The organism is Enterococcus crotali (assembly GCF_000633635.1).
Lineage (GTDB): Bacteria > Bacillota > Bacilli > Lactobacillales > Enterococcaceae > Enterococcus_L > Enterococcus_L crotali.
This window is the reverse complement of the sequence record NZ_AYPQ01000005.1, coordinates 95,248-108,857: the sequence shown is the minus strand read 5'-3', so window position 1 is coordinate 108,857 and position 13,610 is coordinate 95,248. Positions and strand designations below refer to the sequence as shown.

The window sequence follows — 13,610 nt, the reverse complement described above, 5'->3', positions numbered from 1 at the left end:
GAATCATTAATTCTTACTAAATAGTACTTGATACTTCATTCCATATTTTTGTTACAAATGCTCTTCAAGTTTTTGATAATCTGCAAGCTGAGTAACCCCAAGAGTAAGAGGATAAGACAACCTTCGTTTTCTAGCGTTATCCTCAATTACACTATTCAAAAAGTGAACATTGTTCCCATCACTACTTGCACTCATGGACAAGCAAATGGTTTCTTCATTTTTACAGCGAATATCATTCATAATGATTGCACCAGTCTTACTTTCTATAAAATAAAAAAAGCATCTCCTAAAAGGACATACTTTATTTTTAATGTGATTAGTTAAGCTTTCTCGAAAACTCCGCGGCTGATCATACCATCCATCAAGAAATAAAACTTCTCTTGACTCATTGCATGAGAGTCACTTTTGAAGATATTCATTGATTTCAAACCATTAGCCGTTGTAACTGACATCTTTAGTGTTTTCAAATCTTCAGCAATCGTGATTTTTAATTTAAAGCCTTCTTTACTTTGGGGCGTCCCATCCAACGGACGAATCAACTGAAAATTGCCTGAATTCGTTTCAGTGAAACCATTATCTTTCAATGTGTATTTTTTTGCTTGTTCATTTACTTTATAAAATACCGTACAGCCTTCTACTGTTGCTTTTTCTTTAAATGCCATTTTTCCACCTCTTTATTTATTGTCTCTTTTATTATAATTGGTACGCTTTCTTTTTACTAGTTCTAATCCGACTTTTCTTCAATTACTGCTTTATTTTTCTGATTATATCAATCAATATAGCTGTTAATCGGCGGATTTGTGTGTCATCATTTCCTAATCCAAAGCTAATGCGGACAGATTCTTTGATCGCTGGATCGTTTTTCCCGTACATCGCTTGTAAAACATGAGAAGGATCTACAGTTCCTGCAGTACAAGCTGAACCTGTTGATATCGCCACACCTTGCAAATCTAAGTGCATCAATAGTAAATCGCTTGCTACACCTTTAAATTGTAGGTTTAAAATATGAGCTAGTTTATTTTCAGGATTACCATTGATCCGATAATCGATCTGCGCTTTATCTAGTTCGGCCAAGATCATTTGCTCAAATTCAATGTATTTTTTATGTCGTTTTTCTTTTTCAAGATCTGTTAAAAGCGCAACTGCTTTGCCCATTCCGGCAATCCCAGCTAAATTTTCTGTTCCTGCCCGGCGTTTTTCTTCCTGGTCCCCTCCGTGTAAAAATGAAGGTAAAGAAATAGCATCGCTTTTAAATAAGAAGCCTACACCTTTTGGTCCATTGATTTTATGAGCAGAAATACTCAGCAAGTCAATGCCCAACTCATGTGGTAAAATTCGCTCAGAACCATAGGCTTGTACAGCATCTGTATGAAAAATAGCTGGATGTTCTTTTAACAGTTCCCCAATCTCCTTGATTGGCATTAAATTACCGATTTCATTATTGCCATACATCACAGAAACTAAAATTGTATCTTCTCTTAACGCTTTTTCAAAATCAGTAATAGCAAGATTCCCCTCTGTGTCGACAGGTAAATACGTTACTTCAAACCCTAATTCTTCCAAATACTTCATTGTTTTTAAAACAGCTGGATGCTCGATTGTTGTTGTAATCAAATGCATGCCTTGGTCTTTTCTAGAAAGAGCCGTCTCAATGATTGCTGTATTATCGCCTTCTGTGCCGCCACTATTAAAAATAATTTCGTGTGGTTTTACACCAAGACTTGCCGCAATTCCTTGGCGGATATCTTCTAACTTACGATGGGCTTGTCTGCCAAATGTATGGATGCTAGACGGATTGCCAAATGTATTGGCCATTTCACTGGCCATTATCTCAATAACTGCCGGGTGTGTTGGCGTTGTTGCTGCGTGATCTAAATAAATGGGTTCCACTGAACTCGTCCTTTCTGAATCCTTTTTAATGAAATTAGTTTAACATAACTGGAAATGTTCCTCAAAGATTGATTCTTTTACTGGTTATTTCATAAGGCGTTTTTCCTTGCGATACGTATAAATATTGCCATACGTAAAAACGGCGATCCCCGCCCAAATAAAACCAAAGGCGATAAATTGATCTGCTGAATAAGGTTCGTGATATAAAAATAGCGCGGATATCAGCATTAACGTTGGTCCTACATATTGAATAAAGCCTAAAATAATATAAGAGATCTGTTTTGCCGCTTGAGCGAAAAGTAATAAAGGAATCGCAGTTACCACACCTGCACCCATCAACAATAGATTCGTCGATAATTCGTAATTCATAAATCCTTGTTTTGAAAAAAATACAAGATAAACCAAAGCAATCGGTAAAATAACAAACGTTTCAATCGTTAAACCTGTATATGAACTGACCGATACCCCTTTTTTGATCAATCCATAGAAACTAAATGTCACAGCCATAATAAGCGGCGCCAAAGGAATTTCTCCTGTTTGAATCGTTAATAAAAGAACCCCCAGCAAGGCTAATCCGCATGCAATCAACCCTGAACGACTTAATTTCTCTTTTAAAATCAACGTTGCTAACAAGACATTCACTAACGGATTCATATAATAACCCAAACTTGCTTGAGTAACATGACCTTGACTAACTGTATAAATAAAGGTGAACCAATTAATTGAAATCAAAACAGCGGCACAGATGATAGCAACTAATTTTTTCTTATCTTGTATGACAGATTTAACCTCCGTCAAAAATAATGACCATCTCTTTGTAACCAAAATATAAATGATCATAAACAAAAAAGACCAAACAATGCGATAACACAATATGTCCAATGGATCAACGGAAGGCAACAACTTCCAATAAATCGGAATGATCCCCCAAAATACATACGCAATAAATCCTAATAAAACACCTTTTTTCTGTTCTTTCACTCGTGTAGCCCCTTTCTATTCCTTACACTACTTTCCCTAATTTTTTTTTATTCGACCAAAATAAAGACTAAAAAGAAGTCCAGTCTAAAGCAATAGCTGAACTTCTTTCTTGATTTAAACAGAATATCGTTATTATTTTTCTTCTAAACGAAACAGCGGACTCATTGGTGTATTTTCATGAATCCGTTTCACAGCTTCACCCATCAGCTCAGCACACGAAACAATATTCAGCGAGCCTGGCTTACGATCTTCAGAAATAAAAACAGAGTCTGTCACACAAATCTGTTCGATCGGTGAAGCATCTAATATCTCTTTAGCGCCTTTAGAAAGTAACCCGTGAGAAGCACAAGCATAAATGCATTTTGCCCCATTTTCTTTTAGAATCTTAGCAGCTGTTGCCATCGTGCTGCCAGAATTTAAAATATCATCGACTAAAATACACGTCTTGCCTTTGACCTCTCCAATAACATAACCTGAGCGTACACCGTCCACTTCATCTTGGTCAATGATTGCAAGTGTCGCATCTAAATACTCAGATAAACTTCTAGCTCGCTGGACCCCACTGTTTTTAGGTGAAACCACTACAATCTCTTCTCCGGTCAACTGTTGCTGACGATAGTTGTGAGCAAATAGCGGCATTGTAAACAAATTATCTACTGGAATATCAAAGAATCCTTGCACTTGAACGGTATGTAAATCCAGTGTCAATACGCGTGTTGCGCCAGCTTCTTCTAATAAATTAGCAACTAATTTTGCTGTGATCGGTTCTCTTGGTTTAGCTGTCCTATCTTGTCTAGCGTATCCATAATATGGCAATACCACATTAATTGTTTTAGCACTTGCTCGTTTTAATGCATCAATCATGATCAACAATTCCATTAAATTATCATTAACAGGAAGGTTGGTCGACTGAACAAGAAAGACATGGTCCCCGCGAATACTCTCTTCAATATTGATTTGAATCTCTCCATCACTAAATTGGCGCACCGTGCTTTTTCCAAGTTCGGTACCGACAACTTCAGCAATTTTTTCTGCTAAAGGACGATTGGCATTCAAACTAAAGATTCGTAATGTTTTATCCTGGTATTTTTGGGTCATGATTTCCTCCGTGATCTAGATATTTTTCTATTCTAATAATTGAAAACTTCACTTTACATTCTAACATTGATTTGCTAAAAAATCATGGATCTTTTTCTTTATTGTGACGAATAATTGAATTTCCAACGACTTTTAAACGAAGAAAATTAGTGCTTACAAAACTGTTCGTCAAATCTCTTACAATCAACTTGTATTTATCCGCTGTATGAGTAAAATTATTGTCATCGGAGGTGTTTGAAACTCATGCACTATAAAAAACATCATAAAAAAACCAACCCTTGGATACCTAGACTCATTCTATTCATGTTAATCATCCTTATCGGGCTGGAAGCGTATCTCTTATTTTTCCAAAATTCCTCTGCGCATGCTCCGAAAAGTTCAAGCGAAACAAGTACTGAAACCATCCAATCTTCAAGCAATCTTCTTAACGACAAACAGCAAACTGCACGATTCGATAAAGAAGTTCAACCAACCACAGATCTTGCTGAAGAATTAAACAAAAAACTGGAGGATGGTCAATTTATCGGTACTGCTCTAATCATTCACAATGGACAAGTCATCTTGCAAAAAGGGTTTGGCTATGCAAATTTTTCTGAAAGTCAGCCAAATACTTATCAATCTACCTATCAGATCGGTTCAATTCAAAAAGCTATGACTGCCTCACTAATTTTACAACAGGTTCAAGCTAACAACCTTTCATTAGATGATACATTGGACCGTTTTTACCCAAGTATTCAAGACAGTCAAAAAATAACGATTCGGCAGCTACTCTCAATGACTTCGGGCTTGCGTCAAACCGAAAAACCTAAGATCATGATGACAGATGATGACTTTATCCAATTTTCGATTGCTAATGCGACTATGGGCGTATATGGTCAGTATAAATATGAAGCTGTTAATTATTCCATATTGGTTGGTATTTTAGAACAGCTAACGAACACATCTTATAGAACTTTATTTAATCAAACTTTTGTTAAAGGGCTGAATCTATCTCATACGTGTTTTTATAATGACTTTATAAAATCTTCTAATCGAACATATGCTTACAAAAAAATCGGAGATCAAAATTTTGCCTCTGAAATCAAAGATGATCCTTTGGGATTCGATCAAGAAGTTGGAACTGGAAATGTCGGTATGACTGTAGGCGATCTTTATTTATTTTATTCCAATCTGCTTGGAGGAAAGATTATCGATCAAAAGACCATTGATGCAGTTTGGACTCCTGAAATTGGGTCAAAATATATGGGTGGTCTTTATAGTTTCGAAAATTACATTAGAGGACATGGAACCGAAGCAGGTTTTGAATCAAATGCACGGGTTTCAAAAGACGGACAAAATGCAGTGATTCTTCTTTCAAATCAAAAACCTGAGGATAAAACTCTTCAACTATTAGCTAGTTCTATCTTCAACTCTTTAGGACCTTATAACAGTCAGATTTAGATTGGTGAAGTTGATATAATAAGGTTTATACAGATATCCTCTGATTGAGGCTTGGGCATAACTCGGATAGTTATGCCCAAGCCTCAATCGTTTTTTTATTATTTTTAGGCAAACCTAAAAAATGGATTGATTTTAATTCAACTTTACCTTATACTTATTTTAAGGCAAACCTAAAAAGGAGGTTTTTTTATGTCTATAAATAATAATAATCTTACAATAGAACATTTAACTGTTAGTTATCAAGGTCTTATAGCCTTAAGCGATATTTCTTTACATGTTCCTGCTGGAAAGATCACAGGAGTGATTGGTCCTAATGGTGCAGGAAAATCTACATTTCTAAAAGGAATGCTCGGTCTGATCAAAACAGATTCTAGAACTGTATCTGTAGGTGGTCAGCCTATCGATGGTCAAAAGAAACGTATCGCTTACGTCGAACAGCGTAGTGCGCTGGATCTTTCATTTCCGATCAACGTTATGGAGGTCGTCCTTTTAGGAACATACCCAAAGCTAGGATTGATGAAGCGTCCTAAAAAGCAAGAAAAAGAACAAGCGTTAGCCGCTCTTAAAACTGTACAACTAGAAGAATTTGCAAAGCGTCAAATTGGTGAATTATCTGGCGGACAGCTACAGCGGGTTTTTATTGCACGCGTTCTTGCACAAGAAGCAGACATCATTGTCTTGGATGAACCCTTTGTCGGGATCGATATGACCAGTGAAAAAGTCATTATGGATATTCTAAAGCAATTAAAAGAAGCAGGGAAAACCATTTTGATCGTCCATCACGATCTTCATAAAGTCGCTCATTATTTTGATGATGTGATTCTCTTAAAGAAAAAGCTAATTGCCTGTGGACCTGTTCCAACTACGTTTACAAACAAAAATATCCAGTTGGCCTATGGTGAAACAATGGGCGATATTATTATCAAAGGAGTGGCTGACGCATGATTGCAAATTTTATTGACGGATTGGTTCGTTACCAATTTTTACAAAACGCCTTGATCACCTCGATCATCGTTGGTTTGGTTTCAGGAATCATTGGTTCATTTATTGTTTTACGTGGTATGTCTTTAATGGGAGATGCCATTTCACACGCTGTTCTACCAGGAGTGGCCGCTTCTTATATGTTTGGCGTCAATTATATCTTTGGCGCTTCGATCTTTGGTATTCTAGCGGCTTTATTAATTGGCTTTATTACGCAAAAAAGCCAGTTAAAAAATGATACCGCCATCGGTGTTGTGTTCAGTTCATTTTTTGCCTTAGGGATCATCATGATTTCTTTTGCAAAAAGCTCAACCGACCTTTACCACATTCTCTTTGGTAATGTTTTAGCAGTACGTGATTCTGATATTGTAATTACTGCAGTCGTTGGAATCATTGTCTTGATCTTTGTTGGATTATTCTATAAAGAATTACAGATTACCTCTTTTGATCCAACAATGGCACAAGCATATGGCTTAAATGTTCAGTTTTTCCATTATGCGTTGATGTTTTTATTAACGTTAGTTGCTGTTTCATCTTTACAAACAGTGGGAACGATTTTAGTGATCGCTATGTTGATCACACCAGCTGCTACGGCTTACTTGTTGACGAATCATTTGCCTACAATGATTACTTTAGCCTCCCTCTTTGGGATAATGAGTTCGATCATCGGCTTATTCTTTAGCTATTCGTATAATCTAGCATCAGGCGCTACGATCGTTTTAACAGCCGCTGCATTTTTCATTTTAGCTTTTCTATTTTCACCCAAAAAAGGACTATTTTTTGTCAATAAACAGAAACCGGAGGAACCAACTGTATGAGAAAAAAAATACTTTTTATCACCGCACTAGCCAGTTTATTTTTACTTGCCGCTTGTCAGTCTAAAACCGACGATGCCGCAGATAAAGAAAAGATCAATGTTGTTGCAACAAACTCGATTCTTGCCGATATGGTCGATAATGTTGGAAAGGATTTAGTCAACCTCCACAGTATTGTGCCTGTGGGAACAGATCCACATGAATACGAACCATTGCCAGAAGATGTTGCCAAAGCCTCTGAAGCAGACGTTTTATTCTTCAACGGACTAAACTTAGAGACTGGTGGAAATGGTTGGTTCAACAAGCTAATGGAAACCGCTAAGAAAAAAGAAGATCAAGACTTTTTCTCTGTTAGTAAAAAGGTCAAACCCATGTATTTAACCAGTGCTGGACAAGAAAATGAACAAGACCCACACGCTTGGTTGGATATCCAAAACGGAATTTCCTATGTAGAATCAATCAGAGATACACTCAGTGAAAAAGATCCTAAAAATAAAGAAACGTATGAAAAAAATGCCAAAGAATACATTGAAAAATTGTCTACTTTAGACAAAGAAGCCAAGGAAAAATTCGCTGATATTCCAGATAATAAAAAATTACTAGTAACCAGTGAAGGTGCCTTTAAATATTTCTCAAAGGCATACGGATTAACTGCAGCTTATATTTGGGAAATCAACACCGAAAGCCAAGGAACACCGGATCAAATGAAACAAATCATCGATCAAATCCACAAAACTAAAGTTCCTTCTCTATTTGTCGAAACAAGTGTAGACAAACGCAGTATGGAACGAGTATCAAAAGAAACAGACTTGCCGATTTACAGTACGATTTTTACTGATTCAATTGCAAAAAAAGGGGAAGATGGCGACAGTTACTACGCCATGATGAAATGGAATTTAGATAAAATCCATGATGGATTGATGAAATAAAAAGAAGAGCCCTGAACAAAACTAAAAATCAGTTTTGTTCAGGGCTTTAAATCCGAATAAATGGTTGGACCAGAGGCACCCCCTTCTGCTCCAATCTCTTTCTTTTATTGGATCATTTCTTCAATATTGATCACACGATCTGTAATATCTGTATAAAACTCTTCCTCATGTGAAACTATGACGATCGTTCCTTGAAACTGCTGAATTGCTTGTCGCAAGCTCTCTTTCGCTGCTGCATCGATATGGTTCGTAGGTTCATCTAAGAAAATAATATTACTTGAGTCCATCGTCAATTCGCTGAGTTTTACCTTTGTCTGCTCGCCCCCGCTTAATAAACGCAGTTGCTGATTAACTAACTTATCAGGCAATCCACACTTTGCTAAGTAGGTGCGAATTTCTTTTACCGTTTTTTTAGGAAAGCAATCACTTAAATAGGCTAACGGAGTCAAATAATCATTTTCCCATGTCAAATCTTGTGAGAAATAAGCAATTTTTGTATTTGCCGGATACTGATATTCACCACTGATTGGTTCAATTTTTCCCGTTAATGTTTTGATTAATGTTGATTTACCGATCCCATTAAATCCCTTGATTGCTACCTTTTCACCACTATGGACAGATAGATTGATCGGTGCTAAAAGTGGTTGATTGTAGCCGATCACTAATTCATCTGTGATCAACGCTAAGCTTGCGACGATTGGTTGGTAGGGAAATTGAATTTGTGGTTTTACTAAACTGCCTGGCGGCGCCATGCGTTCCACTCGATCTAATTGTTTTTGGCGACTTTTCGCCATAGTCGCGCGATTTCCTGCCTTGTACTTACGAATATAGGCCTCTGCCTTTTCGATTTTCGCTTGTTGGGCATGATATTGTTTTAAATAGCTTTCTTTATTTTGCTCTTTTTGGGCAAATGATTTTTCCACATTTCCTGTATACTTCGTTAATTTGCCAAATTCAATATCACATATACAATTAGTCACGGCATTTAAGAAATGATAATCATGAGAAACTAAAATAAAGGTACCATCAAAATCATTTAAATAATTGACCAGCCATTGAATATGGGTGTCGTCTAAATAATTGGTTGGTTCATCCAGTAGTAAAACATCAGGCTCTTCTAAAAGAAGCTTCGCTAAAATAACTTTAGATCGTTGTCCACCACTCAATTCCTTCATCGGACGTTCTAATCCGATAGCTTCAATTCCTAGACCATTGGCAAGATCGTTGATGATCGTATCGATTTGATAAAAATCACTTTCATCTAGCTGCATTTGCAAGTTTCCTGCTCGTTCTAATAATTTGTCTGCACCAGTTTCGCCATATTCAACGTATAATTCACTGATTTTCCCTTCGATTTCGTATAACGGTTTGTACGCTTGATGTAAAAACTCGTTGATCGTACTGTTTCCGATAATTTCAACATACTGATCTAAGTAACCGATTTTGGTATTGTTTTGCCAAGTGATCGTTCCGTCATCCGCTAAAATCTCACCTGTTAAAATCTTGACTAATGTCGATTTTCCCACGCCATTTTGTCCTGTTAATCCCATATGATCGCCTTTATTGACGCGAAGAGAGGCATCTTCATAAAGAATTTTTTCCCCAAAACGTTGGGTCAAGTGTTCGATTGTTAATAAACTCATTTTTCTTCCTCTTTTCATTGTTTGATCGTAAATTGTATTAAGTACTTGTTTGTCTGTTCAGTAACGTAAAGTTGCTTAAACAACGATTTCATACGTTTAGTTGAAAGGTCATTTGCTTATCAAGACAAAAAACAAGCGATCAAATAGGCCCACCTATCTTCTCCCTTGCTCATATCAACAAAGGACAACGTACGAAACACGTTGTCCTTTGATCAGCGCTATAAAAATCAAGTTCATCATCAAAAAGCAACACTAAATAAGACTACCGTTTAGTCTTGAAAATTCAGTAATGTTTTAGACGATGAAGCATTCATTTTATTAGGCTCCACAACAATGCTTCATCACATTCATTTGTCGGGAGCTGCTTCTTTTCACAAATTTATCTGAAAGAAAAAACATTCTTAATCACCTTTCTTTACAAAAAGTAGTTTAACATAATTGATTTGAAAAGCAAGAATATTGCTATATTTTCTAACCTCTTTGTACAATGTGCTGCATTGTTTTATTTTTATCTTTAGTCAACTCTTTTAAAAATGCTGGCCTGATATCCACTTGAGAAAGTTGTTCAAAAGGGACCCACTTCAACTTTTCTTGCTCGTCCAATTCATTATACGATTGACATGAAACTGTATTATTTTTAAGTTCTACATAATAATAAAATGAGATTTCATGATAGTTTTCTCCAGTTATATCAGACGTAAAAAAATTTTCATGAATAAAACCTAATGTTTTCTTTTCAATTTTATTAGCGGTTTCTTCCATGACCTCTCTTTCAATAGCATCTTCTAATGTTTCATGCATCTTCACTCGGCCGCCGACTGAATAAAAGTAAGGTTCTTTTGAATTTGATACTACTAATAAACCTAAGTCACTCATAATGATTGCACCGACACGATAATTGAACCGGCCATCTTCCGTTTGAAATGTACAATCCATTTTTCCAACTCCTTACCTTTTTTTCTTTTATTATAACGAACCTTTCTCCACTTACCAAATGGAAATAAAAAAGCATAAAGACGGAAGACAATTAATTCTTCCATCCTTATACTTTTACAAACAACTATTCAATTGAATTCAAATACGTCAGAGCATATCGAACATGAAACTCTGTAGCCAACGCCAGACCCGCTTCATCGATATCAAATTTTTCATGGTGATGACCATATTGTGTATCTGGGTTATCTAAATTTCGAGTTCCCACTCGTCCATAAACCCCAGGTGCTTTGAGTAAAAAATCAGCAAAATCATCTGCGCCTAAACTCTTAGTATGGTCCGTCACGACATTGTCACTTCCAACAATTTCAGCTGCTACTTTCTGCGCTAATTCAGTTGCCGTGTCATCATTGATCAAAGGTCCTGCCGCATCATGGATATGGAATGACGAAATTGTGGTTCGATGTGCTTCAGCGATTTGATTTGCTATTTCTTCTACACGTTTTAAGACGAATGCTCGTGTTTCATGACTGAATGCTCGGACTGTTCCTTCGATTGTAGCATGATTCGCCACAATGTTATATCTGGTTCCAGCATCAAGGACGCCAATTCCAACAACAACGGGATCTAACGGACTGACTTCTCGCGCGGCTATTTTCTGCAATTCAACAACAATACTTGCTGCCGCTAGTACAGCATCCCGACCGACATTCGGTTGTGCTACATGACTGCTCAATCCTTCAACTTCAATTTTAAAAATATCGCATGAGGCATTAGTAGCCCCTTTTGTTGCTACTAATTTCCCCACAGGAACACTTGAATCTAAGTGAATACCAAAAACTTGATCGATATTTTCTACAAAACCACCATCGACAAACTGGCAAGCTCCAGCTCCGATTTCTTCTGCTGGTTGAAAGGCTAATTTAATGGTCCCAGCAAAATCATCTTGATGTTTTTTTAACACTCTGGCAGCACCTAACAAGGCTGCTGCGTGCCCATCATGACCACATGCATGATTTAATCCAGGATTTTTAGATTGGTATTCTTTTCCGGTTGCATCTTCTAATTCTAAGGCATCGATATCTGCTCTTAAAATGATTGTTTTACCAGGTTTTCCTCCATTGATTGTGCCAAGTAGGCCTGTTTCTCCTACTTCTTCAAAAGGGATCTCCAGCTTATTCAGTTCTTCTTTGATTCGTTGTATTGTTTCAAATTCCTTTAAACTAGCTTCTGGGTATTGATGAAAATGACGTCTTAGTGCGATCACCTCATCTGTATTTTGCTGAATTTCGTCTTTAATTGATTGTTTTGTTACTGTGGTCATCTGATCGTCCTCCTCTTATTTTCTACCAAATGTTTCCCAAGCTGGAACGCTGGAACCTTTTGATGTTTCTTCAATAACTTTTTTCGTTTCTTCTTGTTGATACGTGTCAACTACTTTATTGTAGGTTTTATTCTCCTCGTCCTCTTTACGAGCAACAATGATGTTCACATAAGGTTTAGAGGTTTCATCTACAGGCTCTAAGAAAATTGCATCTTTTGCTGGAATAAAACCAGCATCTACAGCCATCCCGCTATTGATTACAGAAGCATCAATATCTTGAAGTGCTCTAGCTGTTTGGGAAGCGTCTAATTCTGTGATTTTTAAGTCTAGCTTGTTTTCTGTAATGTCACTTACAGTTGGCGTTTGCTTTTTAGCAGGATCTACTTTGATCAGTCCGGCACTTTGCAGAAGTAGCAACGCACGTCCGCCATTTGTTGCGTCATTTGGAATCGCGATTTCTGCACCGTTTTTCAATTCCTTAATATCTTTGATTTTAGAAGAGTAAATCCCTAATGGTGCGCTGACTGTATTACCAATAGAAACTAAATCTGTTTTATGTTCTTGGTTATAGTTATCTAGGAAAATCTGGTGTTGGAACGAATTCAAATCAATTTCTTTTTCTGCTAAGGCAGCATTTGGTTGTGTATAATCAGAAAATTCAACAAGCTGAAGGTCGATTCCGTCCTCTTTCAAACGTTCCTTTACCGATTCTAATACTTCATTGTTCGCGCCTACTACTCCTAATTTTACAACTTCATTCTTTTCACTTTTAGCACTTCCAGCAGAACATCCTGCTAATATAAATCCAATTGTTAAGGCTAATCCGATAATTTTAATTGTTTTTTTCATTTTATTTTCCTCATTTCGAATAGTTTTTAATGTGATGTTTTCTTGATCAATGTGTTACTTATAAACTGACTAGCAAAAACTAGAACTAAGATAATCAGCGTTGCAACAATGGTTACGTCCGTTTGGAAGCGATTATAGCCTCTGGTGATTGCCAGATTTCCTAGGCCTCCTGCGCCTATTGCACCGGCCATTGCAGTTAAGCCAATTAAGTTGATGATTGTAACGGATGACACTCGGATGATACTTGGTAATCCTTCAATTAGATATACTCTAAAAATAATTCCAAAAGGACTAGTTCCCATCGATTCAGCCGCTTCAATTACGCCTGGATCAACTTCTAACAAGGCATTTTCAATCTGACGAGCAAAAAATGGAATCACTCCTATCACCAGCGGCACTAAAGCAGCCGTTGTCCCAATCGTTGTTCCTGTTAAAAAACGAGTGATCGGCTGAATCAATGCCAGCATGATGATAAAAGGGATGGATCTACAAACGTTGATGATTTTTTCTAAAATATTATAAAGAACACTATTTTTCAAAATACCCTCTGGTCCTGTTGCAACTAGAACGACACCAAGTAATGTTCCTAGAATCCCGGCAATAATTGCTGTCCAAAAGACCATATATAAAGTTTCGATCGTACTCGTGATAAATTCTTGTTTTAGTTGTAAAACATTTGGAAAATATTGTTGTAATAATGACTGCATCTCTGTCACTCCTTCTTGTG

Annotated in this window: 14 protein-coding genes and 1 pseudogene; 4 read left to right on the top strand and 11 right to left on the bottom strand. The window is 36.8% G+C overall.

The genetic code is table 11. The annotated features are described in order from the left end of the window. Positions 1–51: 51 nt before the first annotated feature. From V192_RS0112370 to V192_RS0112350, 5 genes are all read right to left on the bottom strand, one after another. Entirely contained in the window at positions 52–240 is a 189-nt protein-coding gene (locus V192_RS0112370; protein WP_025872197.1) for a hypothetical protein, read from the bottom strand. A gap of 80 nt (positions 241–320) precedes the next feature. Continuing rightward, the gene (locus V192_RS0112365; RefSeq protein WP_025872194.1) at positions 321–662 is read right to left on the bottom strand and encodes a DUF1831 domain-containing protein; all 342 of its coding nucleotides are present in this window, start codon (positions 660–662) and stop codon (positions 321–323) included. 82 nt (positions 663–744) lie between these two features. Then, the gene (locus V192_RS0112360) at positions 745–1,890 is read right to left on the bottom strand and encodes a cysteine desulfurase family protein (RefSeq protein ID WP_025872192.1); all 1,146 of its coding nucleotides are present in this window, start codon (positions 1,888–1,890) and stop codon (positions 745–747) included. Positions 1,891–1,974: 84 nt separating this feature from the next. Then, a complete protein-coding gene (gene rarD / locus V192_RS0112355) occupies positions 1,975–2,871 on the bottom strand; it encodes an EamA family transporter RarD (protein WP_025872191.1) in 897 nt (298 codons plus the stop codon). Positions 2,872–3,003: 132 nt separating this feature from the next. Next, complete coding sequence (locus V192_RS0112350; protein WP_025872188.1) at positions 3,004–3,969, bottom strand: ribose-phosphate diphosphokinase; 966 nt, start codon at positions 3,967–3,969, stop codon at positions 3,004–3,006. Between the two features lie 243 nt (positions 3,970–4,212). Between V192_RS0112350 and V192_RS0112345 the strand changes: the two genes are divergently transcribed. The 4 genes from V192_RS0112345 to efaA all read left to right on the top strand — a co-directional run bounded on the left by V192_RS0112345 (position 4,213) and on the right by efaA (position 8,134). After that, positions 4,213–5,409 (top strand): serine hydrolase domain-containing protein, encoded by a 1,197-nt coding sequence (locus tag V192_RS0112345; protein WP_025872187.1) that lies wholly within the window; start codon positions 4,213–4,215, stop codon positions 5,407–5,409. Positions 5,410–5,598: 189 nt separating this feature from the next. Then, on the top strand, positions 5,599–6,354 hold the full coding sequence (locus V192_RS0112340; protein ID WP_025872184.1) for a metal ABC transporter ATP-binding protein: 756 nt from the start codon (positions 5,599–5,601) through the stop codon (positions 6,352–6,354). After that, positions 6,351–7,208 (top strand): metal ABC transporter permease, encoded by an 858-nt coding sequence (locus tag V192_RS0112335; RefSeq protein WP_025872182.1) that lies wholly within the window; start codon positions 6,351–6,353, stop codon positions 7,206–7,208. Before V192_RS0112340 ends, V192_RS0112335 begins: the two co-directional genes overlap by 4 nt. After that, on the top strand, positions 7,205–8,134 hold the full coding sequence (efaA, locus tag V192_RS0112330; RefSeq protein ID WP_025872180.1) for an Mn/Fe ABC transporter substrate-binding lipoprotein EfaA: 930 nt from the start codon (positions 7,205–7,207) through the stop codon (positions 8,132–8,134). Before V192_RS0112335 ends, efaA begins: the two co-directional genes overlap by 4 nt. A gap of 104 nt (positions 8,135–8,238) precedes the next feature. Here efaA and V192_RS22860 read toward each other — a convergent pair whose 3' ends face one another. The 6 genes and pseudogenes from V192_RS22860 to V192_RS0112305 form a co-directional block, all read right to left on the bottom strand. Further along, complete coding sequence (locus V192_RS22860; RefSeq protein ID WP_420834559.1) at positions 8,239–9,114, bottom strand: ATP-binding cassette domain-containing protein; 876 nt, start codon at positions 9,112–9,114, stop codon at positions 8,239–8,241. Positions 9,115–9,180: 66 nt separating this feature from the next. Continuing rightward, positions 9,181–9,777: pseudogene (locus V192_RS22855) on the bottom strand (ATP-binding cassette domain-containing protein); the annotation flags it as partial. A 471-nt stretch (positions 9,778–10,248) separates the two neighbouring features. After that, complete coding sequence (locus V192_RS0112320) at positions 10,249–10,713, bottom strand: NUDIX hydrolase (RefSeq protein ID WP_025872175.1); 465 nt, start codon at positions 10,711–10,713, stop codon at positions 10,249–10,251. Between the two features lie 124 nt (positions 10,714–10,837). Further along, positions 10,838–12,034, bottom strand: coding sequence for an amidohydrolase (locus V192_RS0112315; protein WP_025872173.1), 1,197 nt, complete (start codon positions 12,032–12,034; stop codon positions 10,838–10,840). Between the two features lie 15 nt (positions 12,035–12,049). Continuing rightward, positions 12,050–12,883, bottom strand: a complete 834-nt coding sequence (locus tag V192_RS0112310; protein WP_025872171.1) for a MetQ/NlpA family ABC transporter substrate-binding protein — start codon at positions 12,881–12,883, stop codon at positions 12,050–12,052. Positions 12,884–12,909: 26 nt separating this feature from the next. Then, positions 12,910–13,590 (bottom strand): methionine ABC transporter permease, encoded by a 681-nt coding sequence (locus tag V192_RS0112305; RefSeq protein WP_025872168.1) that lies wholly within the window; start codon positions 13,588–13,590, stop codon positions 12,910–12,912. Between the last annotated feature and the right edge of the window lie 20 nt (positions 13,591–13,610).

Bases quoted from the DNA above. Each gene is read 5' to 3' on its own strand.
- efaA (WP_025872180.1), top strand. From the start codon at position 7,205: ATGAGAAAAAAAATACTTTTTATCACCGCACTAGCCAGTTTATTTTTA.
- V192_RS0112345 (WP_025872187.1), top strand. From the start codon at position 4,213: ATGCACTATAAAAAACATCATAAAAAAACCAACCCTTGGATACCTAGA.
- V192_RS0112365 (WP_025872194.1), bottom strand. From the start codon at position 662: ATGGCATTTAAAGAAAAAGCAACAGTAGAAGGCTGTACGGTATTTTAT.
- V192_RS0112340 (WP_025872184.1), top strand. From the start codon at position 5,599: ATGTCTATAAATAATAATAATCTTACAATAGAACATTTAACTGTTAGT.
- V192_RS0112320 (WP_025872175.1), bottom strand. From the start codon at position 10,713: ATGGATTGTACATTTCAAACGGAAGATGGCCGGTTCAATTATCGTGTC.
- V192_RS0112305 (WP_025872168.1), bottom strand. From the start codon at position 13,590: ATGCAGTCATTATTACAACAATATTTTCCAAATGTTTTACAACTAAAA.
- V192_RS0112315 (WP_025872173.1), bottom strand. From the start codon at position 12,034: ATGACCACAGTAACAAAACAATCAATTAAAGACGAAATTCAGCAAAAT.
- V192_RS0112310 (WP_025872171.1), bottom strand. From the start codon at position 12,883: ATGAAAAAAACAATTAAAATTATCGGATTAGCCTTAACAATTGGATTT.
- V192_RS0112370 (WP_025872197.1), bottom strand. From the start codon at position 240: ATGAATGATATTCGCTGTAAAAATGAAGAAACCATTTGCTTGTCCATG.
- V192_RS0112350 (WP_025872188.1), bottom strand. From the start codon at position 3,969: ATGACCCAAAAATACCAGGATAAAACATTACGAATCTTTAGTTTGAAT.
- V192_RS0112335 (WP_025872182.1), top strand. From the start codon at position 6,351: ATGATTGCAAATTTTATTGACGGATTGGTTCGTTACCAATTTTTACAA.